Raw genomic sequence first — 26,392 nt, forward strand, 5'->3', positions numbered from 1 at the left:
GTCAGCGGTCGGCGTCGATCAGGCTCTGCGGCCGCATGTCGGTCCAGTTGGTGTTGACGTAGTCGACGCACTCCGGGCGCGGGGCCGGGCCGAACGCCGTACGCCAGCCCGCCGGCACCTCGGCGAAGGCCGGCCACAGGCTGTGCTGGTTCTCGTCGTTGACCAGCACCAGGAACGTGCCCTCGGCGTTGTCGAACGGGTTGGTGCTCATCGGTTCTCCTCGTGGTTGTCGCTGACGTGGATCGCCAGCGCCTGCAATGCGTCGAACCAGCCGCGGGCCAGGCGGCCGACCGAATCCTCGGTCAGCACGGCCGACGGCCAGGCCCAGGTGGCAGTGAGTTGGGGGCCGCCGGCGCGGTCCTCGGTCTGGGCGTTGACGACCAGCTCGTACGTCTCGGGCATGGCGTCGTCGGCGCCGTTCTCGGCCGCCTCGGCCTCGGGGGCGTACTCCCAGTCGGCGGCCTCGGGAAAGTCGAACCGGCCCATGTAGTTGAACTGGATCGGCGGATGCGGCAGGGCCGCGAGTTCCGGGCCGGTCGACGGGTTGAGGTACCGCAGCAGCCCGTACCCCATGCCGTTGTCGGGCAGAGAGGCCAAATGCTTGCGTACGCGCCCGACCGCCTCGGCGACGGCGGCGCCCCCGGCCTCGACGTCGATGCCGGCCGTGTCCAGGCACACCGGGAAGATGTTGGTGAACCAGCCCACCGTACCGGACAGGTCGGCCCCGGCCACCAGGTGCTCCTCGCGGCCGTGTCCTTCCAGGGCGACCAGGACGGCGTCGCCACCGCGCCAACGGGTGACGGCCACCCCGAGCGCGCCCAGCAGCACGTCGTTGATGGTCGCCCCGAGCGCCGCCGGCACCCGGGTCAGCAGGGCCTCGGTCACGTCGACGGGCAGCGCCAACGAGACGTCGAGCAATGTCGACGCGACGTCGACGGTGGGATCCAGCGGCCGGCGTACGGGCAGGGGCTGGCCCTTGCCCACGATCTCGGTCCACATCGGCAGCTCGGCCACCCGGGCCGGGTCGACGGCCTGGGCCGCCAGGCCGGTCGCCCAGCGGCGGAACGAGGTCGCCGTCGGGGTGATGTCGGGGGTGCGCCCGGCTGCCGCATCGCGCCAGAAGGCGCCGAGTTCGGGCAGCAGCACCCGCCACGAGACGCCGTCGACGGCCAGGTGGTGAATCAGCAGCAGCAACCGGCCCGGCGCGGACGGTCCGGCGTCCAGCCAGACCACCCGGATCATGTCGAGTTCGGCCTGGGCGATCTTCGCCTGCTCGGCCACGGCTTCCCACATGTTGCGGCCGGTGACGTCGATGCGGGTCGTCCACTCGGTGGCCCGTGACGAGCCCGGCGGGGGCACCTCGACGGTCCAGCCAGCGGTCCCGTCGGCCGCATCGTCGCCGCCGGCCCGCCGGGAGAAGCGGGCGCGCAGCATGTCGTGCTTGTCGGCCAGGGCCTGCAACGCGGTCAGCAGCGGCTCCCAGCCGAGGTTGGCGGGCACCTGGACGACCGCCGACTGGTTGAAGCCCGCCGTCGGCCCGTCGACCTCGCTGAGCCACCGCATCACCGGCGTCAGCGGGAAGCGGCCCACGCCGTCGCCCGCCCGGTCCTCGGCCGGCACCGCGGCCGTGGCCACCAGGGCCAGGCGTTCGACCGTACGCTCGGCGAAGATCTGCCGCGGGGTCAGCCGCAGCCCCGCCGCGCGGGCCAGCCCGACCAGCCGCATGGCCACGATGCTGTCCCCGCCGAGCAGGAAGAAGTCCGTCTCGGCGTCGACCGCGGGCAGCCCCAGCGCGGTCGCGACGACCTCGCCCAGAATCCGTTCCCGGTCGGTCTCGGGCGCGCGCCCCTCCCCCGCCGCGGCGAACGAGGGCGCGGGCAGGGCGGCCCGGTTGATCTTGCCGTTGGCCAGGGTGGGCAGCCGGTCCAGCCGGATCAGGGCCGACGGCACCATGTAGTCGGGCAGCTCGTTCGCGACCGAGGCCCGCAACGCGTCCAGGTCGAAGTCCTCCGGCGCGACGACGTACCCGGCCAGCAGGTGCACCCCGGGCCGGTCGGTCCGGGCCAGCACGACGGCCTCGGCCACCCCGGGCTGCGCGGCGAGCACCGACTCGATCTCGCCCAGCTCGACCCGGTAGCCGCGGATCTTCACCTGCTCGTCGACCCGGCCCAGGTACTCGACCTGGCCCTGCTCGGTCCAGCGCACGAGGTCGCCGGTGCGGTACATGCGGCTGCCGGAAGGGCCGTACGGGTCGGGGACGAACCGCTCGGCCGTCTGCCCGGCCCGCCCCAGGTAGCCGCGGGCCAGTCCTTCGCCGGCCACGTAGAGCTCGCCCGCGATGCCGGTCGGCACCGGCCGCAGCGCGTTGTCGAGCACGTAGGCCCGGGCCCCGGCCACGGCCCGGCCGATCACCGGGGCCGGGGCGTCGGCGATGCGGGCCGACAACGCGTCCACCGTGGCCTCGGTCGGCCCGTACAGGTTGAACGCGTCGGTGCCGGGCAGGCTGCCCAGCCGGGCCCACAGCGCGGGCGGGATGGCCTCGCCGCCGACCCCGACCACGGCCAGCGGGCAGCGGCCGTCACGGATCAGCCCGGCGTCGGCCACCTGGGCGAAGTGGGACGGGGTGAGCTCGATGAAGTCGATGCCCTCGTCGCGGATCTGCCGGGCCAGCAGCTCGGGGTCGCGCTGGGTCTGCTCGGTCACGATGTGCAGGGCGTGCCCGTCGAGCAGCCACAGCTGGGGCTGCCAGGACGCGTCGAAGGCGAACGACCACGCGTGCCCGACCCGCAGGTGGCGGCGGCCGGTGCGGGCCTGCGCCGGACGGTGCAGCTGGTCGCGGTGGCTGCGGAACAGGTTGACCAGGTTGCGGTGGGTCACCACCACGCCCTTGGGGCGCCCGGTCGAGCCCGAGGTGTAGATGACGTACGCCGGGTGCTGGGCCCGGGCCGGCCGGACGCGCTCGTCGTCGCCCAGGTTGTGGCCGGGCTGGGCGAGCACGGCGGCGTCGTCCACCCGCAGGCCGCCGGACCCGACGACCAGCAACGGCCGGGCGTCCTCGATCATCGCCGCGCGCCGGGCCTCCGGGTACGCGGGGTCGATGGGCAGGTAGGCCGCGCCGCTCTTGAGCACGGCCAGGATCGCCGTGATCGCGTCGGCCGTGCGCGGCAGCACCAGGGCGACCACGTCCTCGGGACCGGCGCCCCGGGCCACCAGCAGCCGGGCCAGCTTGTTGGCCCGGACGTTCAGCTCGGCGAAGGTCCAGCGCACGTCGCCGCACACGACCGCGAGCTCGTCGGGCGAATCGGCCGCCTGCCGCTCGAAGATCTGGGCAATCGTCGGGTCGCCCTGCTCGAGCTGCGCGTCCGTGGAAGGTCGCTCAGCCACTTGCGCGTTTGCCGCACTCCGCTCGGCGGCCTGCGCGTTCTTGCGTTCGCTGGGGCGACCGGGTGACGACGGGTTCCCGCCGGTGCGGTCCTCGTCCACCACCAGGTCGAGCCGGCCCACCGGGCGCGACGGGTCGATGGCGAAGGCGGTCAGGACCGCGGTCACGGCGGCCACGAGCCGGGTCGCGACCGGGGCCGGGAACAGGTCGGCCCGATGCTCGAGGCCGACCCGTAGCTGCTCGCCCGGGTCGACGACCCAGGTCAGCGGGTAGTGGGTGGCGTCACGGCCACCGGCCTCGGCCGCGCTCAGCAGCGTGTCGGGGCCGTCCTCGGCGCGGTCCGGATAGTTCTCGACGATCAGCAGCGTGTCGAACAGCTCGCCCACGCCGGCCAGCCGCTGGATGTCGGCCAGGCCCAGGTACTGGTGGTCGAGCAGAGCGGACTGCTCGTTCTGGACGCGGTCGAGCAGCGCTTGCGCCGGCTCGGCGGGGTCGATCCGGACCCGTACGGGAACGGTGTTGATGAACAGCCCGATCATCTGCTCGACGCCGGGCAGTTGTGCGGGCCGGCCCGAAACGGTCGCCCCGAACACGACGTCGTCCCGCCCGGTGAGTCGCCCGAGCACGATGCTCCAGGCCGTCTGCACGAGCGTGTTCAGTGTGAGGCCGCGCGAACGGGCCAGGGCGGTGAGCGATGCGCTCACTTCGAGCGGCAGTTCGTGCTCGATCAATGAAGGAACGATCGGTTCGCGCTGCGGGTCGGCCGGGGCGAGGCGGGTCGCGTCGGCCACACCCTCCAGAGCGGTGCGCCAGGCGTCCTCGGCCGCGGTGCGGTTCTGCCCGCCCAGCCAGGCCAGGAAGTCGCGGTAGGGCACGGGTTCGGCGTCGCCAGGGCCCGCGTAGAGGGCGGCCAGCTGGTCCATGAGCGGGCCGCGCGACCAGCCGTCGAGCAGCATGTGCTGGTGGGTGAGCACCAGGCGGTAACCCCCGCGGGTGCGGGCGAGCAACATGCGCAGCAGCGGCGCGACGGCCGGGTCGAAGCGGCGGCCCTCCTCGGCCAGGCACTGCTGCCAGGCCTCGTCGCCGTCGTCGGCGGTCAGGTCGACCTCGGCCCACGGCAGCACCGCGCCACGGGCGACAACGGCCACCGGGCGGCCGGAGCCCAGCTGGTGGAACGAAGCGCGCAGGTTGGCGTGCCGCTGCAGCAGGGCCTGCGCGGCCGACCGCAGCCGGGCCGGATCGACGGTCGCGGGCAGGTCGAACACCATCTGCACGGTGTAGAGGTCGAGCCCGCCGTCGTCGAACGCGGCGTGGAACAAGAGGCCCGCTTGCAGCGGCGACAACGGCAGCACTTCGGCCACGTCGAGACCCAGAGCCGCGATCTCGGCCGTCTCGGCGTCGGTCAGCTCGACGAGGGCGCCGCCACCGGACTCCGCGGTGAAGGCCGCTCCGGCCGCGGCGGCGAGGGCTGCGGGCGTACGCAATTGGAAGATCTGCCGCAACGTGAGCGACAGCCCGGCCGCGCGGGCCCGCCCGGCCAGCTGGATCGAGACGATGCTGTCGCCACCGAGCCGGAAGAAGTCGTCGTCGACCCCGACCGACGGCACCCCGAGCACCTGGGCGAACAATTCGCTCAACAGTTGTTCGCGCGGATTGCGCGCGGCCGTCCCGGTCGAGGCGGCGGCGAAGTCGGGAGCGGGCAGCGCGGCCCGGTCGAGCTTGCCGTTGACCGAGACCGGCAGCGCGTCGAGCCGCACGAACGCGGTCGGCACCATGTGATCAGGCAAAACCCGGCGCAAGGACTCCTCATCGACGGGGTCACTGCCGATTAGGTACGCCACCAGATGCGCAACACCGGGGCGGTCCTCGCGCAGCAGGACGACGGCGGTGTCGACGCCGGGCTGGGCCGTGAGGGCGGCCTCGATCTCGCCCAGCTCGACGCGCAGCCCGCGGATCTTGACCTGACCGTCGCCACGGCCCAGGAACTCGAGCACGCCCGGCTCGAGCCAGCGAACCTGGTCGCCGGTGCGGTACATGCGCTCGCCGGGGGCGCCGAACGGGTCGGCCACGAAACGGTCGGCGGTGAGGTCGGGGCGGTTCCGATAGCCGCGGGCCAGCTGGACGCCGGAGAGGTAGAGCTCGCCGGGCACCTCGGCGGGAACGGGCCGCAGAAAGGCGTCGAGCACGCTGACCCGGGTGTTCCAGACCGGGCCGCCGATGGGCACGGTGCCGTGGCCGGTGCCGCGCGCGGCGGGCCAGGAGGTGACGTCGATCGAGGCTTCGGTGGGGCCGTAGAGGTTGTGCAGCTCGGCCTGCGGCAGCAGCTCGCGGAAGCGCTCGGCCAGGGCTGTCGGCAGGGCCTCGCCGCTGCAGATGACCCGGCGCAGCGAGGTGCACCCGGCGGCGGCCGGCTCGGCCAGGAAGGCGGCCAGCATCGACGGCACGAAGTGGACGGTGGTGACAGACTCGCGCTGGATGAGCTCGGCCAGGTAGGCCGGGTCGCGGTGCCCGTCCGGCTTGGCCACGACCAGGGCGGCGCCGGTAATGAGTGGCCAGAAGAATTCCCACACCGACACGTCGAACCCGGCCGGCGTCTTCTGCAGCACGCGGTCGCCAGCGGTCAGCCCGTACTCGTGCTGCATCCACCGCAACCGGTTGACGATGCCGGCGTGCTCGACGGCCACGCCCTTGGGCTTCCCGGTCGACCCCGAGGTGTAGATGACGTAGGCCGGATTGCGCGGCCCGACCAGCGTGATCGGCACGGTGAGCGCATCGCTCAGTTCTGGCGTCGTGTCGCTCAAGGCTGAGGGCGTGATGAGCGCACCGGGGAAGAGGGTGGAGTCGGTGGCGATCACGGCGACCGGCTGGGCGTCGGCGAGCATGGCGTCGAGGCGGGCGCGGGGGTGGTCGAGGTCGAGCGGCAGGTAGGCGGCGCCGGCCTTCTCGACGGCGTGGATCGCCACGACCAGGTCGACCGAACGCGGTAGGGCGATCGCCACCACCGTCTCCGGGCCCGCGCCCGCCGCGGCCAGCACCCGGGCCAGCCGGTCCGAGCGTTCGTCCAACTCGCGGTAGGTCAGTTCCTCCCCGTCCGGGCCGATCACCGCAGTGGCGTCCGGGGTCGCGGCCGCCTGCGCCGTGAGCAGCTCGGGTAGGGTGCCGGTGCTCAGGTCCGGGCCGGCGCTTCGGAACGAACCGCCGATCGGGGCATCTCCCTGAGCCCGGTCGCGGCCGGACAGCACGCTCGCGCCGGGCACCACCACACCTTCGCCCCCGGCGGGCAGGGACGGGAGCAGGCCGATCCGGCCGACGGGTGCGTCCAGACCGCTCGTGAGGGCGTCGACGATGTTTCGCAAGGCGTCGGCCAGGCGGGTGGCGTGAGCGGCCTCGAACAGATCCGGGCGGTATTCGACGGCCAGGCGCAGAGTGTCACCGGGCTCGGCGATCAGTGTCAGCGGGTAGTGGGTGGCGTCGTGACCGTCGGTGCCGGTGATGGGCAGGCCGCCGTCGTCGCCCGCGTCCTCGTTGTCGGGGTAGTTCTCGAAGACCAGCAGCGTGTCGAACAGTTCGCCGCCGCCCGCGGCGCGCTGGATGTCGGTCAGGCTCAGGTACTGGTGTTCCATCAGGGCGGACTGCTCGTCCTGGAGGCGGGCGAGCAGCGTGCTCACGGGCTCGTCGGGGCGCAGCCGGACCCGCACGGGAACGGTGTTGATGAACAGGCCGATCATGTCCTCGACGCCGGGCAGCTGCGCGGGGCGGCCGGAGACCGTCGCGCCGAAAACCACGTCGTCGCGGCCGGTCAGGCGGGCCAGCAGCAGCGCCCAAGCGGCCTGCACGACCGTGTTCAGGGTTAGTCCGCGTGAGCGGGCCAGCGCGGTCAGGGCCGCCGTCCGCTCCTCGTTCAAGGTCGCTTCGACGACCGCGGGGGTCAGCGCGGCCCGCTGGCCCTCCCCCGGCGCGACGCGGGTCGGCTCGGTCAGGCCCTGCAGCGCGGACGCCCAGGCCTGTTCGGCGACGCGGCGGTCCTGCCCGGTCAGCCAGGCCAGGTAGTCGCGGTAGGGCCGGATCGCCGACGGGGCCTCGGCCGAGCGGTAGAGGGCCGACAGCTCGGCCATCAGCGGCCCGCGCGACCACCCGTCCAGCAACAGGTGGTGCAACGTGATGACGAGCCGGTGCTCGGCGGGCCCCGTGCGGGCCAGCGCGAACCGCACGAGCGGTCCCACCGCCGGATCGAACCGCCTCCCTTGCTCGGCCAGCAACCGCTCCCAGGCGGCCTCGTCAAGGCGACCGACGCTCTCGAACCGATCAGCGCTAGCAGACGGGTCAACGCCCTCGGACCGTGCAGCGCTCACAAACGGGCCAACGCCCTCGGAACGTGCAGCGCTCACAAACGGGTCAACGCCCTCGGAACGATCAGCGTCCATAGAGAGGCCAGCACCCACGGAAATATCCGGGGTATCGGGCGCGGCACGGGGCGTCCGGCCAGGGGCGGCGCCGACAGAGGGGTCGGCCTCTGGCGCGATGGTCGATCCGTCGGGCGGCGCCACTGTCACGTCGGCTTCCGTCCAGGTGAGGGCGGCCGACGTGGGGACGACGCTGACCGCCGTACCGGACGAGAGGTGGTGGAAGGAGGCGGCCAGGTTGCCGTGGCGGTTGAGGAGGGACTGGGCGGCCGCACGCAGGCGGAGGGCGTCGATCGGGCCGGACAGGTTCAGCACCATGCGGACGGTGTAGACGTCGGGGCCGGTGTCGTCGAGCAGGGTGTGGAACAGCAGGCCGCTCTGCAGGGGGGACAGCGGCAGCACCTCGCGCACGTCACCGGCCAGCGCGGCCAGTTCTCGCCGGTCGGCGTCGGTCAGCGTGATCAGCGACAGGGCGGCCGGCACGGCGTCGGCGCCCGATACCGTGCCGGCGACGGCGACCAGCCGGGCCGGGGTGCGCTGCTGGAACACCTGGCGCGGGGTCAGCACCAGGCCGGCCGCGCGGGCCCGGCCGACGAGCTGCATCGACATGATGCTGTCGCCGCCGAGGGCGAAGAAGTCGTCGTCGATGCCGAGCGCCGGGACGCCGAGCACGTCGGCGAACACGTCGCACAGCAGCTTCTCGCGCGGGGTGCGCGGCCGGCGGCCACCGGCGCCGGCCCCGAATTCGGGCGCGGGCAGGGCCTTCTGGTCGAGCTTGCCGTTGACCGACACCGGCAACGCGTCGAGCTGCACGAACGCCGAGGGCACCATGTGGTCGGGCAGCACGGCGGCCACCTCGGCCCGCAGGTCGTCGCGGCCCACCACGTACGCCACGATGCGCTTGACCCCGTTGTCGGTGCGCAGCACCACGGCGGCCTGCCGCACGCCGGGCCGCGCGGCCACGACGGCCTCGATCTCGCCCAGCTCGACCCGGAACCCGCGGATTTTCACCTGATGGTCGGACCGTCCGACAAACTCGAGGGCCCCGGCCGAGTTCCAGCGGACCAGGTCGCCCGTGCGGTACATCCGGCGGCCCGGACGGCCGAACGGATCAGCCACGAAGCGCTCCGAGGTCAGCTCGGGCCGGTTGAGGTAACCGCGGGCCAGGCCGAGCCCGCCCAGGTACAACTCGCCGACCGTCCCCGGCGGCACCGGGTTGAGGCCGCTGTCGAGCACGTACGCCGTCTGGCCGGGGTCCGGGAAACCGATCGGCACGCTGCCGGTGACCACCGTGGGCAGCTGGTAGAGCGTGGCGTTGACGCTGGTCTCGGTCGGCCCGTAGCAGTTGAACATGCGCCGCCCGGCCGCGAACCGCTCGACCAGCCGGGCCGGGACCTCCTCGGTGCCGACCATCAGCGTGATGCCGGTCGGCAGCTCCACCCCGGGCGGCAACGCGCCCAGCACCGCCGGCGGCAGCGCGACCTGGGTGACCTCCTGCTTGGTCAGGTAGTCGACGAGGGGCGCGCCGGGCGCCCGCAGCTCGGACGGCACCACGATCAGCGTGCCGCCGGAGAGCAGGGCCCAGCACAGTTCCCAGTACGCGACGTCGAAGCTGGGCGACGCGAACAGCGTGCTCCGCGTCGTCTCGTCGAGGCCGAGCCGCCGCTGCTGGGTGGCGAGCAGCTTGGAGGCTCCCTCGTGGGTAACCACGACGCCCTTGGGCTTGCCGGTCGAGCCCGAGGTGTAGATGACGTACGCCGCGTCGAGCAGACTCGGTTCGCGCGGGATCGCGTCGCCGTCGGAGGCCACGTCGACCACCGGCAGCCCGCCCGGCACCTCGGATCGGGTCACCACACAGGCCGGCCGCGCGTCCTCGATCATGTAGGCGAGCCGGTCGGCCGGGTAGTCGAGGTCGAGCGCGAGATAGGCCGCGCCCGAGCGCAGCACGCCGACCAGCGCGGTGACGAGGTCGGTCGAACGGGGCAGCGCGATCGCCACGACATCGCCCGGGCCCACGCCCCGCGCGGCCAGCGCCGACGCCAGCCGGGCCGAACGCGCGTCCAGTTCGGCGTAGCTGACCTGCTCGTCGCCGAGCACGACGGCCGTATTGCCGGGGAACTTGGCAGCCATCTCGGCGAACCGCTGCGGGAAAGTGGTGAGCGGGATGCCCTCGACGCTGCCGGCCCACTCGCCGAGCACGGTCGCGCGTTCGGCTTCGGCCAGCAGGCTGATCCGGCCGACCGGTGTGGCCGGGTCGGCGGCGAAGGCTCCGAGGACGCGGGTCAGGCGGGCCAGCATCTCCTCGGCCCGCTCGGAGGGCACGACGTCGGCGCGGTAGCGGATCTCGAGGCCGATCCGGTCGCCGGGCTCGGCGATCAGGACGAGCGGGTAGTGGGTGGCGTCCTGGTCGTCGATCTGGGTGACGCTCAGCCCGGGAACCGGGTCGCCGTCGTCGGCCGGGTAGCTCTCGAAGACAGTCAGGGTGTCGAACAGCTCGCCATGGCCGGCGAGGCGCTGGATGTCGGCCAGCCCGAGGTACTGATGCTCGATGAGGGCGGCCTGCTCGTCCTGCAGACGGGTGAGCAGGTCGCGCACGGCCTCGTCGGCACGCAGCCGAACCCGTACGGGAACGGTGTTGATGAACAGCCCGATCATCGACTCGACGCCCGGCAGTTGCGGCGGCCGGCCCGAGACGGTGGCGCCGAAGACGACGTCGTCGCGCCCGGTCGTGCGGGACACCAGGAGACCCCAGGCCGCCTGGACAAGCGTGTTGAGGGTGAGACCGTGCGCGCGGGCCAGTCCGGTGAGGCGGGCGCTGAGGTCTTCGTCGAGCGCGGTCGCCACCCCGGCGGGCCCCACCGGCGCGGGCCCGGCGCCGGCCTCGCCCGCCCCGCCTGCCTCGCCGAGACGAGACGTTTCGTCCCGCGCGGCCGGGGCGAGGCGGGTTGGCTCGTCCAGGCCGTACAGAGCCTGCTGCCACGCCTCGGCGGCTGCTTTCTTGTCCCATTTGGAGAGCCAGGCCAGGTATGCCTTGTAGGGCGTGGCCGGGGGCAGCGAGCCCGGCCGGGCGTACAGGTCGAGCAGTTCCCTGACCAGGATCGGCGCCGACCAGCCGTCGAGCAGGATGTGGTGGTGGGCGATGGTGAGCCGGTGCTGGTCCGGGCCGAGGCGCACGAGCATCATGCGCAGCAGGGGCGGCCGGGCCATATCGAAGCGGCGCTGCCGGTCCTCGTCGACCAGACGCTCGGCCTCGGCGACCGAGGACGCGTCGAGCGCCGTCCACGGCAGACGCGCCCGCGTGGGGATCGCCGCCACCGTGGTTCCTTTGGCGGTGCGGCGGAAGCCCGCGCGCAGGTTGGCGTGCCGGTCCAGCAGCGCCTGCCCGGCGTCGCGCAGGCGCGCGGGGTCGAGCGGGCCGGTCAGCTCCAGCGTCATCGAGACGGTGTAGACGTCGGGCGCGTCGGCGTCGAAGAGGGCGTGGAACAGCAGGCCCTCCTGGAGCGGCGTCAGCGGCAAAACGTCCTCGAGCCCGGACTTCTTGACGGTCACTGCGTCTCCCACTCGGCGTCGAGATCGGCGAACTCGGCCTCGAAACTGTCGATGTCGTCCTGGCTGAGCGAGACCAGGTCGAGGTCGGACGGGGTGTGCCCGCCCGCGTCCTGATCGGCCGCCAGCAGCCGCAGCGCGGCCCGCCAGCGGTCGGCCAGATCGTGCACCCGCTCGCCGCTGAGCAGGCCCCGCGGCCAGGTGAAGGTCGCGGTGAGCCGGGGACCGTCGGCGTGGTCCTCGGCGGTGGCGTTGATCTCGAGCGGATGGTCGGCCGGCATCGCGTCGTCGGCGCCACCGCCCCAGCCCTCTCCGGCCGGCTGCCAGGGCTGGTCCCCGGCGTCCCCGGCGGCGAAGCGCCCGAGATAGTTGAATCCGATCATTTCCCGTACGCCGGACAGCCGCAGCAGCCCGAAGCCGAGCCCGTTGTCCGGGACCGCGCGCAGCCGCTCCTTGACGGTCTTGAGCGCGTCCCCGGCATTCTCGGCGCCGAGGTCCAGCCGTACGGGAAATTCGGTGGTGAACCAACCGGCCGTGCGCGACAGGTCCGCCCCGGCGACCAGGTGTTCCTCGCGGCCGTGAACCTCGAGCATGATGAGCCCGCCGCCGTTCCAGTCGCGCAGGGCGAGGGCTAGCCCGGTCAGCAGCACGTCGTTGACGCCTGCGTGGAAGGCCACCGGCACGCTGGTCAGCAGCGGCGCGGTCTCCTCGGGCGGCAGCACGAGCGCGAACTCCTCGCTGGTGCCGACCGTGTCGCGCGCCGGGTCCAGCGGGCGCTCGGTGAACGCTGTCCCCGGAGAGTCCAGAACTTCTTTCCAGTACGGGATCTGGGCCGTGGTCCGCGGATCGCCGGCCAGCCGGTCGAGTTCGCGAGCCCAGCGGCGGAACGAGGTGCCGCCGCGCTCCAGCGGCTTTCCGGCCCAGGCCGCTTCCAGGTCGGGCAGCAGGATGCGCCACGAAACACCGTCGACCGCGAGGTGATGCACGACGAGCAGCACGTGCCCCGGATGCAATAGCACCGCTTGCAGCAGCACACCGGCGGCCGGATCCAGCCGATCCCGGGCGGCTGCGGCAATAACCGGAAGAGCGCTTTCGTCGTACGCCAATTCGGTCACGACGTCGACCGGCGCGCCCGGCTCGGGGATGTCGAGGCCATCGGCGGTGATCCGGGCCCGCAGGATGTCGTGCCGGTCGACGACCGCCTGCAAGACCTCGGTCAGCCGCGCGGCGGTGAGCCCGTCGGGCGCCCGCAGCAGCATCGACTGGCTGTAGCCGCGAATCGGACCGTCCACTTCGAACAACCAGCGCATGACCGGGGTCAGCGGCGCGCTCCCCCACGCCTCGCGCGGCTCCTCGACAACGACCGGTTCGACAGTGACCTCGCGGGCCAGCCCCTCCGGCGTCTTGTGGCGGAACACGTCACGCGGGCTGATGGCCAGCCCGGCCGCGCGGGCCCGGCTGACGAGCTGGATCGAGACGATGCTGTCCCCGCCCAGCGCGAAGAAGTCGTCGTCGGCGCCGACCCGGGGCAGCCCGAGCACTTCGGCGAACAGGTCGCACAGCACCTGCTCGCGGTCGTCCCGCGCCTCCCGGCCCCGGCTCAGCGCCGAGAAGTCCGGGTCGGGCAGGGCGGCCACGTCGAGCTTGCCCGCCACCGTCCGCGGCAGCGCCTCGACCTGGACGAAGGCCGCCGGAACCATGTAGTCGGGCAACACACCGCTCACGTCGCGGGGCTCGCCCACGGTGTAGGCCACCAACCGGCCGTCACGGACGATCACCGCGGCCTGACCACCCAGGGCGGCCTCGATCTCGCCCAGCTCGATCCGGAAGCCACGCACCTTGACCTGGCCGTCGGCCCGCCCGGCGAATTCCAGGGCGCCGGCCTTGTTCCAGCGGGCGAGGTCCCCGGTGCGATACATCCGGCCCGGACCGTACGGGTCGGCCACGAACCGTTCCGCGGTCAGGGCGGCCCGGTTGAGGTAGCCGTGCGCGAGCCCTTCGCCGGCTACGTAGAGCTCACCCAGCACGCCGGGCGGCACCGGCTGCAATGAGGCATCGAGAAGGTAAGTGCGCACGTTGGACAGCTGGTAGGCCGCCCGCTCCGGCCCGTGCCATCCGTACGCGTCGACCGACGCCTCGGTCGGCCCGTACAGGTCATAACAGTCCAGACCGGGAACGGCGGAAATCTGCGCCCACAGTTGCGGATCGATCGCCTCGCCACCGACCAGCAGCGTGCGCAGTCCCGCCTCGAGAACGCCCGCGGGAACAAGCTGCCGCAGATAAGTCGGCGTCACGTCGAGCACGTCGACGCTGTGCTCCCGGACGTAGCCAACCAAAGCCGCGTCGTCCCGGTACTCGTCGTCATCCAGCACATGCAGCGTGTGCCCAGCAAACATCCAGATCAACGGCTCCCACGACCCGTCGAACGTGAACGACGCGACATGGGCGACATTGCGGTCGCGCCCTTGAACAAACCGCTCGCGGTGGGTCGCCAGCAGGTTGGCGAGACCGCGATGCGGCACCACAACGCCCTTCGGCCGCCCGGTCGATCCGGAGGTGTAGATGACGTACGCCGGATCGTCCGCCCGCGGCCCGGCCGGGCTCGCAACAGGCCCATCGAACAGCGCAGGATCGTCCAGCAACAGCCGCTGCGGCCCACCCACCCCGCCACGAGACGAAACGGTTCGTTTCGTGGGCGGTGAGGAGGCGTCGTTGTCGGCCGTTGCCGGTAGGGCGCGGTCGCTCGTGGTCAGCACCAGGGCGGGACGGGCGTCGGCGAACATCGCGGCGATGCGCTCGATGGGCTGGTGGACGTCGTCGACGGGGAGGTAGGCGGCGCCGGTCTTCAGCACGGCCAGGATGGCGGGCACCGTCAGCGGGCGTGGTGTGGCCAGCGCGACCAGGTCGCCCCGGCCGATCCCCCGCCCGGCCAGGACGGCGGCGAAGCGGTCGGACCAGTCGTCCAGCTCGGCGAACGTCCATTCGCGCCCGCCCGCCACCAGGGCGCGTCCGTCCCGGCCGGCCTGCTCGCGCCAGACGTCCACGATCGTCGCGGAGAACGCTCCCACCACGCCCGTCGTCGGGAACGAGCCCGCAACTGAAGCTGCCCCCACCGCGCCCACCGTCGGGATCGAACCTGCACCTGAAGCCACTCCCACCGGGTCCACCGCCGGGAGCGGGCCTGCGGTCGAAACCCCTCCCGCCGCGACCGTCGTCGGGCCTGCCATCGGAGCTGGGAAGAAGCGGGACCGTTCCTCTGGGTTCAGTACGTCGATGCGGCTTAGGGGTAGCGCCGGGTCGGCGGCCAGGATCCGCTGCAGACGGTCTACGAAGGTGCGGGCCGTCTCCGGGTCGAACAGGTCGGTGGTGAATTCCAGGGTGCCCTCGATGCCGCCGGTGGGGGTGTCGGTGAAGTCGAAGGACAGGTCGAACATGGCTGCGCGGTGGCCTACCGGTTCGGGGTGTCCGTCGAGGTCGGCCAGTTGCCACGTGTCGCTGGTGCCGGGCAGGTAGGACACCATCGTCTGGAACAGGGGGTGCCGGGCCAGCGAGCGTTGCGGGTTGAGCGCCTCGACCAGGTGCTCGAACGGTACGTCCTGGCGGTCGAACGCGGCCAGGTCGGTCTCGCGGACCCGGGCCAGCAGGTCGCGGAATGTCGGGTCGCCCGAGGTGTCGGTGCGTAGCACCAGCGTGTTGACGAAGAAGCCGACCAGGTTGTCGACGGCGGTGTCGGGGCGGCCGGCGACCGGCGAGCCGAGCGGGATGTCGGTGCCCGCGCCCAGCTTGGTCAGCAGTGTGGCCACGGCCGCCTGCACGACCATGAACAGGCTGGTGCCGGTGGCGCGGGAGAGGGCCCGCAGTCGCTCGGAAACCGCGTCGGGGACGGCGAACTCGACCACTTCGCCCTGGTGGCTGGCCTCGGCCGGGCGCGGGCGGTCGTACGGCAGCTCCAGCTGTTCGGGCAGCCCGGTGAGGGCAGCGCGCCAGCCCTCGACCTGGGCGTCCAGCACCAGATCCCGTTGCCACAGCGCGAAATCGGCGTAGTGGACGGGTAGTGGCGGGAACTCCGGCGGCCGGCCGGCGCGACGGGCCTCGTACGCCAGGGTCAGTTCGGTTCTCAGCGGTTCCTCGGACCACTCGTCGCCCGCCACGTGATGCAACAGCAAAAGCAGCACATGCTCGCCGGGCGCGTCGGCGAAGACGTCGACGCGCAGGGGCGCTTCACGGTCGAGTTCGAACGCGTGCTCGGCCGCGGTGTCGTCGAACGGGCCGTCGTGGAACGTCACCGGCACCGCTTCGACATCGAGCAGGTGCTGGTAAGGCGTGCCGTCGACCTCGGGGAAGACGGTACGTAGCGTCTCGTGGCGGGTGGCCACGTCGTGCACGGCCGCGGTCAGCGCGTCCCGGTCGAGGTGGCCGCGCAGGCGCCAGGCGATCGGGATGTTGTAGGTCGGGTTCGGGCCCTCGAGCTTGTAGAGGAACCACAGCCGCTGCTGGGCGAACGAGAGCGGCACCCGAGCCGGTCGGTCGCGACGCACCAGGGGCGCCCGGGTCGAGCCGGTCAGCTTGGGCAGCAGCGCGGCCACGGTCGGGGTGTCGAACACGGCGCGCACCGGCAGGTCGACGCCCAGCACCGCCCGGACGCGTCCGGCGAGGCGCATGACCAGCAGCGAGTGGCCACCGAGGGCGAAGAAGTCGTCGTCGATGCTAACCGTCGGCAGGCCCAGCACCTCGGCGAACAGGTCGCACAACTGCTGCTCGCGGGTGGTGCGCGCCGCCCGCCCGGTCGACAACGCCGAGAAGTCGGGATCGGGCAGGGCGGCCGTGTCGAGCTTGCCGGCCACCGTACGGGGAAGGGTTTCGACTTGGACGAATGCCGCCGGAACCATGTAGTCCGGCAAGACCCCGCGGACGTCGCGCGGCTCACCCACGGTGTAGGCGACCAACCGGCCGTCACGCACGATCACCGCGGCCTGACCACCCAGCGCAGCTTCGATCTCCCCCAGCTCGATGCGGAAGCCCCGCACCTTGACCTGGCCGTCGACCCGGCCCGCGAACTCCAGGACGCCGTCCCGGTTCCAGCGAGCCAGGTCGCCCGTGCGGTACATCCGCCCGGGACCGTAGGGATCGGCCACGAAGCGTTCCGCCGTCAGCGCGGGCCGGTTCAGATAACCCTGAGCGAGGCCGTCCCCGGCTACGTAGAGCTCGCCGAGAACGCCCGGCGGCACCGGCTGCAACGCCCCGTCGAGCAGGTAGGTCCGGACGTTGTCGAGCTGATACGGCGTACGGGAGGGGCCGTGCCAGCCGTAGGCGTCGACCGACGCCTCGGTCGGCCCGTACAGATCGTGGACGGCCAGACCTCGTACGGCGGAAATTCGGGCCCACAGCTGCGGATCGATCGCCTCGCCGCCGACCAGCAGCACGGCCAGGCCCACGTCGAGCACCCCGGCCGGGATCAGCTCGCGCAGGTAGGTCGGCGTCACGTCGAGCACGTCGACGTTCTGCTCGCGCAGCCGCGGCACGAGCGCGCCCGCGTCGCGGTACTCGTCGTCGTCCAGCACGTGCAACGCGTGCCCGTCGAGCAGCCAGATCAGCGGCTCCCAGGACCCGTCGAACGTGAACGACGCGACATGCGCGACCCGCCGCTTGGGTCCCGGCATGAGCGTACGACGGTGGCTGGCGAACAGATTGGCGATGCCCTGATGCGGCACCACCACACCCTTGGGCCGGCCGGTCGAGCCCGAGGTGTAGATGACGTACGCGGGGTCGAGCGGGTCGATCCGGCGCGGCGGCAACGGTTCGGCGGCCGGGGCGGTCGCGCCGACCACGACCCGGGGCCCGCTCCACGGCAGGTCGGCGCCGGCCGTCGTCACCAGCAGGGCCGGACGGGCGTCGTTGAGCATGGCCCCGATCCGGGCCGCCGGCTGGTACGAGTCGAGCGGCAGATAGGCGGCGCCCGACTTGAGCACGCCGAGCAGCGCGGGCACGGTGTACGGCCGCGCGGTGGCCAGCGCGACCAGGCGGCCCGGCCCGATGCCGTGCGCGGCCAGCGCCCCGGCCAACCGCGACGTCCAGTCGTCGAGCTCGGCGAACGTCCAGGAGCGGCCGCCCGAGACCAAGGCGGTGGCGTGCGGCGTGGATTCCGCCTGAGTCGCGAAAAGGTCCACGATGGACCTGGGCGCGGCCGCCTCCGCGGGGAACGCGAGCAGCCGGGCCCGCTCGGCCTGGTCGAGCACGTCGATCCGGCTGAGCGGCAACGCCGGGTCGGCCGCCAGCACCCGCTGCAGCCGCGCCACCAGCACCTCGGCCGTGTCGCGATCCCAGCGGTCGGTGGCGTACTCGAGCTCGCCCCGCACCCCGTCCCGCGTCTCGAAGAAGTCGAACGACAGATCGAACATGGCGACCTGCTGCCGGACGTGCTCGGTCTCGACCCGCAGCCGCCCGAGGTGCCAGGCCCGGTCGGCCTCCCCCAGGTACGACACCATGGTCTGGAACAGCGGATGCCGCCCCAGCGAGCGTTGCGGGTTGAGCGCCTCGACCAGGTGCTCGAACGGCACGTCCTGCCGGTCGAAGGCAGCAAGATCAGTTTCCCGTACGCGCCTGAGCAGCTCCTGGAACGACGGGTTGCCCGACGTATCGGTGCGTAGCACGAGCGTGTTCACGAAGAAGCCGACGAGATCGTCCACGGCCTGGTCGGGCCGCCCCGCGACCGGCGAGCCGAGCGGGATGTCCGTGCCCGCCCCGAGTTTGGTGAGCAGAACCGCCACCGCGGCCTGCACGACCATGAACATCGACGTGCCGGTCGATCGGGCCAGGGCCCGCAACTGGGCGGTCACATCGGCCGGCAGGTCGAAGCCGACCACGTCACCGTGATAGCTGGCCTCGGCCGGGCGGGCCCGATCGGCCGGCAGCTCCAGCTCCTCGGGCAACCCGGCGAGCGCCTCGCGCCACCCCTCGACCTGGTCGTCGAGCACCAGATCCCTTTGCCACAGCGCGAAATCGCCGTACTGCACCGGCAGCGGCTCCTGCGCCGGCGGGTAGCCCGCGCAGCGCGCCGTGTAGGCGGCGACCAGGTCGCGGCGCAGCGGCACGTCCGACCACTCGTCGCCCGCGATGTGGTGCATGAGCAGCAGAAGCACGTGCTCCTCGGGCCCGAGCCGGAACAGCCGCGCCCGCAACGGCGGCTCCTCGTCGAGCCGGAACCCGTACTCGCCGATCGCCGCCAGCCGCCCGGCCAGCTCTTCTTCGCCGATCTCCTCCACCGGAAGCGTCACCGGCCCCTGCTCGCCCCCGTCTCCCGAGACGAAACGTTCCGTCTCGCCAGCAGTGGACGTCGGTGCCGAGCCGAAACGGTTCGTCTCGTCAGAGGCGCCCGCTTGCGCCGAGCCGAAACGGTTCGTCACGTCAGAGGCGCCCGCTTGCGCCGAGACGAAACGGTTCGTCTCGTCAGGAGCACCTGGCAGCGCCGAGCCGAAACGGTTCGTCTCGTCAGAGGCGCCCGGTTGCGCCGAGCCGAAACGGTTAGTCTCGTCAGGAGCGGTGTCGGTGCTCGGGAGCATCAGGCCCGGCGGGGGCAGTATCCGCTGGTAAGCGCCCTCGTCGTCCTCGGCGAAGACGGTACGTAGCGTCTCGTGGCGGGTGATGACGTCGCCGATGGCGGCGGCCAGGGCGTCGCGGTCGAGGGCGCCGCGCAGCCGCCAGGCGACCGGGATGTTGTAGGTCGGGTTCGGGCCTTCGAGCTTGTAGAGGAACCACAAGCGTTGCTGCGCGTAGGAAAGCGGGATACGGGACGGCCGTTCCTGTCGCACCAGCGGCGCCCGCTTGGAACTGACCAGGGTCGGGGCCAGCCCCGCCACCGTCGGGGTGTCGAACACCGCTCGGACCGGCAGGTCGACGCCCAGCACCGCCCGCACGCGGCCCGCGAGCCGCATGACCAGCAGCGAGTGCCCGCCCAGGGCGAAGAAGTTGTCGTCGATGCCGACCGTGGGCAGGCCCAGCACCTCGGCGAACAGGTCGCACAGCTGCTGCTCACGGGTGTTGCGGGCCGCGCGGCCGCCGCTCAGGACGGAGAAGTCGGGGTCGGGCAGGGCGGCCACGTCGAGCTTCCCGGCCACGGTCCGGGGCAACGCGTCTACCTCGACGAACGCCGCCGGAACCATGTACTCCGGCAGGACGCCGCGCACATCCTTGGGCGTACCCACGGTGTAGGCCACGAGACGGCCGTCGCGCACGACCACGGCCGACCGGCCGCCCAGCGCGGCCTCGATCTCGCCCAGCTCGATCCGGAAGCCGCGCACCTTGACCTGGCCGTCGGCTCGGCCGGCGAACTCCAGCGTGCCGGAAACGCTCCACCGGGCCAGGTCGCCCGTACGATACATCCGCGCGCCCGCGGGCCCGAACGGGTCGGCCACGAAACGCTCGGCGGTCAGCGCGGCGCGGTTGAGGTACCCGTGCGCCAATCCCTCCCCCGCCACGTAGAGTTCGCCCAGCGCCCCCGGCGGCACCGGCCTCAGTGCGGCGTCGAGCAGGTAGGTCCGCACATTCGCCAGCCGATACGGCGTACGCGCGGGCCCGTCCCAGCCGTAGGCATCCATCGACGCTTCGGTCGGCCCGTACAGGTCATGGCAGCTCAGCCCGGGAACCGCGCACACCTGGGCCCACAGCTGAGGATCGATCGCCTCACCGCCGACCACGAGCACGCTCAGCCCGACGTCGAGCACCCCGGCCGTGACCAGCTCACGCAGGTAGGTCGGGGTCACGTCGAGCACGTCGATGCGGTTGTCGCGCAGGTGCTCGACGGTGGCCACCGCGTCCCGATAGACCTTCGCGTCCAGCACGTGCACGGTGTGACCGGCCAGCATCCAGAGGATCGGCTCCCACGACGCGTCGAAGGTGAACGACGTGGTGTGCGCGACTGCGCGCCGAGGACCGGCCATGAGCCGGGTGCGGTGCCCGCCCAGCAGGTTCACGATCCCCCGGTGCGGCACGACGACACCCTTCGGCCGCCCGGTGGACCCCGACGTGAAGATCACGTACGCGGGGTCGTCCGGCCCCGCCGTCTCGGCGCCGACCAGCGCACCCGCGGACCGGCCTCCAGCAAAGCCGTCGGACTCATCAGCCCCGGCAACAGCAGGCGCTCCGGTCCCGGCCTCAGAGAGCCCCTGACCTCGAACGGCCGACCGGCCCGCCGACATGTCGGCGTCCAGCACGAGGCGGTCCCCGGACCAGCCCGGCACGGGGTCGCCGCCCGCGGTCAGCAGCAGCCTCGGCGCGGCGTCGTCGAGCATCCTCGCGATCCGCTCGGCCGGCTGTTCCGGGTCGAGCGGCAGGTAAGCGGCGCCGGCCCGCAGCACCCCGAAGATGGCGGGCACGGTCAGCGCGCGCGGCAAAGCGAGGGCCACGCGATCACCCCGGCCTACGCCTTGGTCGCGCAGCATTCCGGCCAGCCCCGCGGCCCAGGCCTCAAGCTCGGCAAACGTCCATGAGCGGCCGGAGGTGACCAGTGCGACCGCATCGGGCGTGCCCACCGCCAGCTCCCGGAGCACCCCGCTGATCGTCGTGTCCGCGGTCGGAGCCGCGGTGTCGTTCCAGCCGCGGAGGATCGTGTCGCGCTCGTCCTTGGACAGCACGCTGATCGTGGCCAGGGGCGCGTCCGGCGCGTCGCACAGCGCGGTCAGCACGGTCGTCAGCCGGTCGAGCAGCGTGCCCGCGGCCGACGCGTCGAACAGGTCGCCCCGGTACTCGAGGTCGAGGTGCAGCCGCTCGCCCGGCCGGGCCGTCAGCGTCAACGGGTAGTGGGCACAGTCGCGGATCTCGGCCCCGGCCACGCGCAGCTCACCGGCGGCGGGCAGCGAGGCGCCGAGCGGATAGTTCTCGAACACGGTCAGCGTGTCGAACAGCTCGCCGTGCCCGGCCAGCCGCTGGATCTCGGCCAGCCCGAGGTGCTGGTGGTCCATGAGCCGGGCCTGCCCGTCCTGCAGCCGGCGCAGCGCGTCGACCGCGGGCCGGGCCGGGTCGAGCCCGATCCGCACCGGCACGGTGTTGATGAACAGGCCGATCATCGTGTCCGAGCCGGCCAGATCGGGCGGACGCCCGGCCACGGTCGCGCCCACCACCACGTCGTCGCGGCCGGTCAGCGCGCCGGCCACGATCCCCCACGCGCCCTGCACGACGGTGTTCAGGGTGAGTCCGCGGGACCGGCCGAGCGCGACCAGGCGGGCGGTCAGGGCCGCGGGCAGGTCGCGCAGGATCCGGTCCGGCACCACCGCGCGGACCGGCGGCTGCCCGGCCACCAGCGTCGGTCCGTCGAGCCCGGCCAGGGCGTCCCGCCAGGCCGCTTCGGCAGCCGGGCGGTCCTGGGCCGCGGTCCAGGTCAGGTAGTTCTTGAAGTCCACCGGCTCGGGCAGCGTGTCGCCGCGGTAGAGGGCGATCAGCTCGTCCAGCACGAGCGGCACCGACCAGCCGTCGAGCAGCAGGTGATGGTGCGTGAAGACCAGCCGGTGCCGGTCCGGGCCCAGACGGACGAGCGTCATCCGCAACAGCGGGGCCTGGGCCGGGTCGAAACGGCGGCGCAGGTCGTCGTCGAGGAAGTCCGGCAGCTCGGCCTCGGTCAACTCCAACGAAGTCCAGGGCAGCGCCTGCGCGCGGGGCACGAGCGCGGCGGCCTGGCCGTTCTTGCGGCGGCGGAAGGCGACCCGCAGGTTGGGCCGCCGGTCGAGCAGCGCCTGCCCGGCCGCGCGCAGCCGCTCGGCGTCGAGCGGGCCGCGCAGGTCGAGCGTGAGCTGTCCGGTGTAGACGTCCGGGCCGTCGGCGGCCAGAGACGTGTGGAACAGCAGGCCCTCTTGCAGCGGGGTGAGCGGCAGGACGTCGACGAGCGCGGTGGGCGCGGTCACGAAAGCTCCCATTCGGATTCGAACTCGTCGATCTCGTCCTGGCTCAGCGTGAGCGTGAGGTCGGACGGGGTGAGACCACCGGCGGCCGGACCCCGGGCATGGGTCACGAGGGCCTCGAGCGCGGCGAACCAGCCGGCGGCCAGGCGGGCGACCGACTCGTCGCTGATCAGGTCGCGCGGGTAGGCCCAGGTGACACCGAGCTCGGGTCCGGCCGCGGTGTCCTGGACGTACGCGTTGATCTCGAGGGTGTAGGGGGCGACCGGCATGCCGAGGTCGAAGCCGCCGGCCAGGATGCCGTGCCCGGCCACGGGCGCCCAGTCCCCTTCGGACGTCGTGAAACGGCCGAGGTAGTTGAAGCTGATCTGCGGTGGCGCGAAGTCCCCCAGCGAGCCGGTGAGGTAGCGCAGCATCCCGTAGCCGATGCCGTGGTCGGGGATGGCCCGCAGCTGCTCCTTGACCCGCTTGAGCGCGATGCCTGCGGCCGGCCCGCCCGCGAGCGCGTCGGCCCGGTCGATGTCACCGGGATTCAGTCGTACGGGAAAGACCGTGGTGAACCAGCCCAGGGTCGCGCTCACGTCGGAGCCCGGGACCACCTGTTCCTCGCGGCCGTGGCCCTCCAGGGCGATGAGCACCGCGGACTCGTCGCCACCGCGCCACGAAGCCACGGCCAGGGTCAGGGCGGTCAGCAGGACGTCGTTGATGCCGGCGTTGAAGGCGGCGGGGACGGTGGTGAGCACGGGCTCGGTGGTCGCGGTCGTCAGCCGTACGGTATGGCGGGTCACCGACACCAGATCGTCGACCGGCCGCAACGGGCGCGCGGACAGCGCCGGATCGGGCCCGGTGAGAACGCCCTCCCACAATGCGGTCTCGGCCTGACGGGAAGAGGCCGCTTCGTGCAGGTCGAGCGCCCAGCGGCGGAACGAGGTTCCCGTACGCTCCAACGCCCCCGACGACCAGGCCGTCTCCAGGTCGGCCGGCAGCACGCGCCAGGACACGCCGTCCACGATGCTGTGATGCAGCACGAGCAGCAGCTGCCGTTCGGTCTCGAACCACACGGCCTGGGCCATGACCCCGCCGAACGGGTCGAGCCGCCCGGCCGCAGCCTGCTCCTCGTCCGCGATCGACGCGCCCGGCGAAGCCTGCGTCAACCAGTCGGTGTGCTCGCCGCGTGGCGCGACCCGCAGCACCCGCTCGTCGCGCACCCACCGCGAGCGCAGCAGGTCGTGCCGGTCGGCCAGCAGGTTCAGCACCGACCGCAGGCGGTCCGCGGTGGCGTCGACCGGGGTGGTGAGCACGATCGACTGGCTGAACGCCTCGATCGCGCCGCCGGTCTCGTCGAGCCAGCGCAGGATCGGCGTGAACGGGATGTCGCCCACGCCGTCGTCGGGCCGCTCGCGCGGGGCGGTGCCGAGCTCGGTGGCGACCTCGGCCAGGGCGGCCGGGGTACGGTGCTCGAACACCAGCCGCGAGGTGAAGACCAGACCCGCGGCCCGCCCCCGCAGCACGAGCTGGATCGAGACGATGCTGTCGCCGCCGAGCGCGAAGAAGTCGTCGTCGATGCCGACGCCGGGCACGCCCAGCACGTCGGCGAACAGGTCGCACAGCACCTGCTCGCGCGGGGTGCGGGCGGCGGTGCCGGTGGCCAGGGCGGCGAAGTCGGGCGCGGGCAGGGCCGCCCGGTCGAGCTTGCCGCTGGTCAGCACGGGCAGCGCGTCGAGCAGCACCCAGCCCGTGGGCACCATGTAGGCGGGCAGCCACGACTCGGCGTGCAGGCGCAGCGCCTTGGTCAGGGCGGCCGGGTCGGCGAACGCGGCCGGGGTGTTGGCGTGCGGGAACTCGCCGGGGCGGTAGGCGGCGGTGGGGCGTCCGTCGAGCTGGAACACGACATCGAGGTCGCCCTGCGCGGACGAGCCGTCGTAGGTGACTGCCACCTGGTAACCGTGCTCGGCGGCCAGTTCGTGGTAGCGCTCGACGTCCTCGCGCCGGTGGGGCAGGCCGGTCACGCGCAGGCGCTGCGGGCGCTCGGCCAGCAGGTCGAGACCGCCGGTGCGTTCCGGCGGCGGAGGCGCGGCGGCCACCGTCGACAGGGTCACGTCGTACCGGAAACGGCTGAGCTCATTGTCGAAGTGGCCGCGTTTGACCAGCACCTCGGCCGTGGGGAACTCGGGCCGGGACAGGAAGAAGTCGGGGTCGAGCAGCAGCTCCTTCTCTGCCTTCTCGGCCGCCTCGACGCCCTCGGGCCCGTGAATGCCCTCGAGCAACCGGCGGTGCAACCGCAGATTGCGTACGTCACCGACGAACACGCGTCCGCCGGGCGCGAGCTTCGTGGCAGCCTCGTGCAGCACCCCGGCCAGATAGTCGGCGCTCGGGAAATACTGCGCGACCGAGTTGATGACCACGGTGTCGAAATAGCCGTCAGGCACGCCGCTCAGGTCGTGCGCGGGCTGGGCGCGCAGCTCGACGCCGGGCAGGTCGGTAACCGCGCCGCGCAGGGTCTCGATGGCCTCCTCGGAGAGGTCCAGACCCCAGTAACTCTCGACATCGGGCGCGAGCCGGGACAGCAGCAGGCCGCTGCCGACGCCGATCTCGAGGATGCGCCGCGGGTTCAGATCCTTGATGCGCGCGACCGTGCCGTCGCGCCACTCGCGCATCTCGCCGAGCGGGATCGGCGAGCCGTCGTAGCTGGAGTTCCAGCCGGTGAAGTTCTCGTCGAAGCGCTCGACCCGGCCCGCCTGGTAGAGCAGCTCGTGCAGCTCCTTCCACTCGGCGACCTGGGTCTCGGCCTGCTCCTCGGGCGCGGCGTCGGTGGCCGGGACGACGTACGCGGCCAGGCGCTGATCCCGGACGACGACGGCGACCTGGCCGACGCCGGGGTGGCGGGCCAGCACCGACTCGATCTCGCCGAGCTCGATCCGGTAGCCGCGCACCTTGACCTGGTCGTCGACCCGGCCCAGGAAGTCGATGCGGCCGTCCTCGCGCCGGCTGGCCAGGTCGCCGGTGCGGTACATGCGGCCGCCGGCCGGTCCGAACGGGTCGGCCAGGAACCGCTCGGCGGTCAGGTCGGGCCGGTTGACGTAGCAGCGGGCCAGACCGGGCCCGGCCAGATACAGCTCACCGGTGCTGACCGGGCGCAACTCGTCGTCGAGGATGTACGCCTCGGTCGCCGGGTCGGGAATACCGATCGGGACGGAACCGCCCTCGATCCGCTGCGGGTCGCACTCGCCCAGCGTCGAGTTGACTGTCGCCTCGGTCGGGCCGTAGGCGTTGAACATGCGCCGGCCGTGGGCCCAGCGCGCGACCAGTTCGGGCGAGACCCGCTCGGTGCCCGCGAGCAGGATGCCCGGCGGCAGCTCGCACTCGGCGGGCAGGGCGGCCAGCAGCGCCGGGGGCAGGATCATGAAGTTGGCGCGGTGCTTCATCGCGTACTCGGTGAGAGCGGTGCCGGCCACCCGGCGCTCGGTCGGCACGATGATCAGGCGGCCGCCGCTGAGCAGGGCCAGGCACAAGTCGAAGAACGCGACGTCGAAGCTGGGCGAGGCGAAGTGCAGCACCCGGATGTCGGGCGTCATCCCGAACCGCTCGTAGCCGGTGGACATCAGCTTGGCCACGCCGGTGTGGGTGAGCAGCACGCCCTTGGGACGGCCGGTCGACCCCGAGGTGTAGATGACGTACGCCGCGTTCTCCACTTTCAGGTCGGGCCGCGCCGGGTCGGTCTCCGGGAAGCCCGCGGTCTCGCCGATCAGGAGCCGCGGGCCGGCGGGCAGCCGTTCTTCCAGCTCGGGGGTCGTCACGATACAGACCGGTTTCGCGTCGCCGACCAGATACGCGAGGCGCTCGGCCGGGTCGGCCGGGTCGAGCGGCAGATAGGCGCCGCCCGCCTTCATCACGGCCAGCTCGGCCACGATCATGTCGACCGAGCGCGGCACGGCCAGACCGACCACCTTGTCCGGCCCCACGCCGCGGGCCTGCAGGGCGTGGGCCAGCCGGTTGGCCCGCGCGTCCAGCTCGGCGTAGCTGACCTCGATGTCGGAGAACACCACGGCCACCGCGTCGGGATCGCGCCGCACGACGTCGGCGAAGACGTCGGGAAAGGTGCCCGGGGCGACGGTCAACGGGCCGCCGCTGGTGTGGTTCACGCCGAGGGTCTGCATAGAAAAGTCACTCCCGGT

At 72.6% G+C, this 26,392-nt stretch carries 4 protein-coding genes; all 4 read right to left on the reverse strand.

The window, feature by feature from the left end:
• Position 1: 1 nt before the first annotated feature.
• Genes M1L60_RS31890 through M1L60_RS31905 form a run of 4 tightly spaced genes read right to left on the reverse strand, consistent with a single transcriptional unit; the run spans position 2 to position 26,374 of the window.
• Positions 2-211, reverse strand: coding sequence for an MbtH family protein (locus tag M1L60_RS31890; RefSeq protein ID WP_253241258.1), 210 nt, complete (start codon positions 209-211; stop codon positions 2-4).
• Positions 208-11,334 (reverse strand): non-ribosomal peptide synthetase, encoded by an 11,127-nt coding sequence (locus M1L60_RS31895; protein WP_253241259.1) that lies wholly within the window; start codon positions 11,332-11,334, stop codon positions 208-210. The genes M1L60_RS31890 and M1L60_RS31895 overlap by 4 nt, the downstream gene beginning before the upstream one ends.
• Positions 11,331-22,223, reverse strand: a complete 10,893-nt coding sequence (locus M1L60_RS31900; RefSeq protein ID WP_253241260.1) for a non-ribosomal peptide synthetase — start codon at positions 22,221-22,223, stop codon at positions 11,331-11,333. The genes M1L60_RS31895 and M1L60_RS31900 overlap by 4 nt, the downstream gene beginning before the upstream one ends.
• Positions 22,220-26,374, reverse strand: a complete 4,155-nt coding sequence (locus tag M1L60_RS31905) for a non-ribosomal peptide synthetase (protein ID WP_253241261.1) — start codon at positions 26,372-26,374, stop codon at positions 22,220-22,222. Before M1L60_RS31905 ends, M1L60_RS31900 begins: the two co-directional genes overlap by 4 nt.
• Positions 26,375-26,392: the final 18 nt, after the last annotated feature.

Source organism: Paractinoplanes aksuensis (genome assembly GCF_024137025.1).
Classification (GTDB): domain Bacteria; phylum Actinomycetota; class Actinomycetes; order Mycobacteriales; family Micromonosporaceae; genus Actinoplanes; species Actinoplanes aksuensis.

Excerpts from the sequence above, each read along its gene's own strand:
- M1L60_RS31890 (WP_253241258.1), bottom strand. The coding sequence starts at position 211 with ATGAGCACCAACCCGTTCGACAACGCCGAGGGCACGTTCCTGGTGCTG.
- M1L60_RS31905 (WP_253241261.1), bottom strand. The coding sequence starts at position 26,374 with ATGCAGACCCTCGGCGTGAACCACACCAGCGGCGGCCCGTTGACCGTC.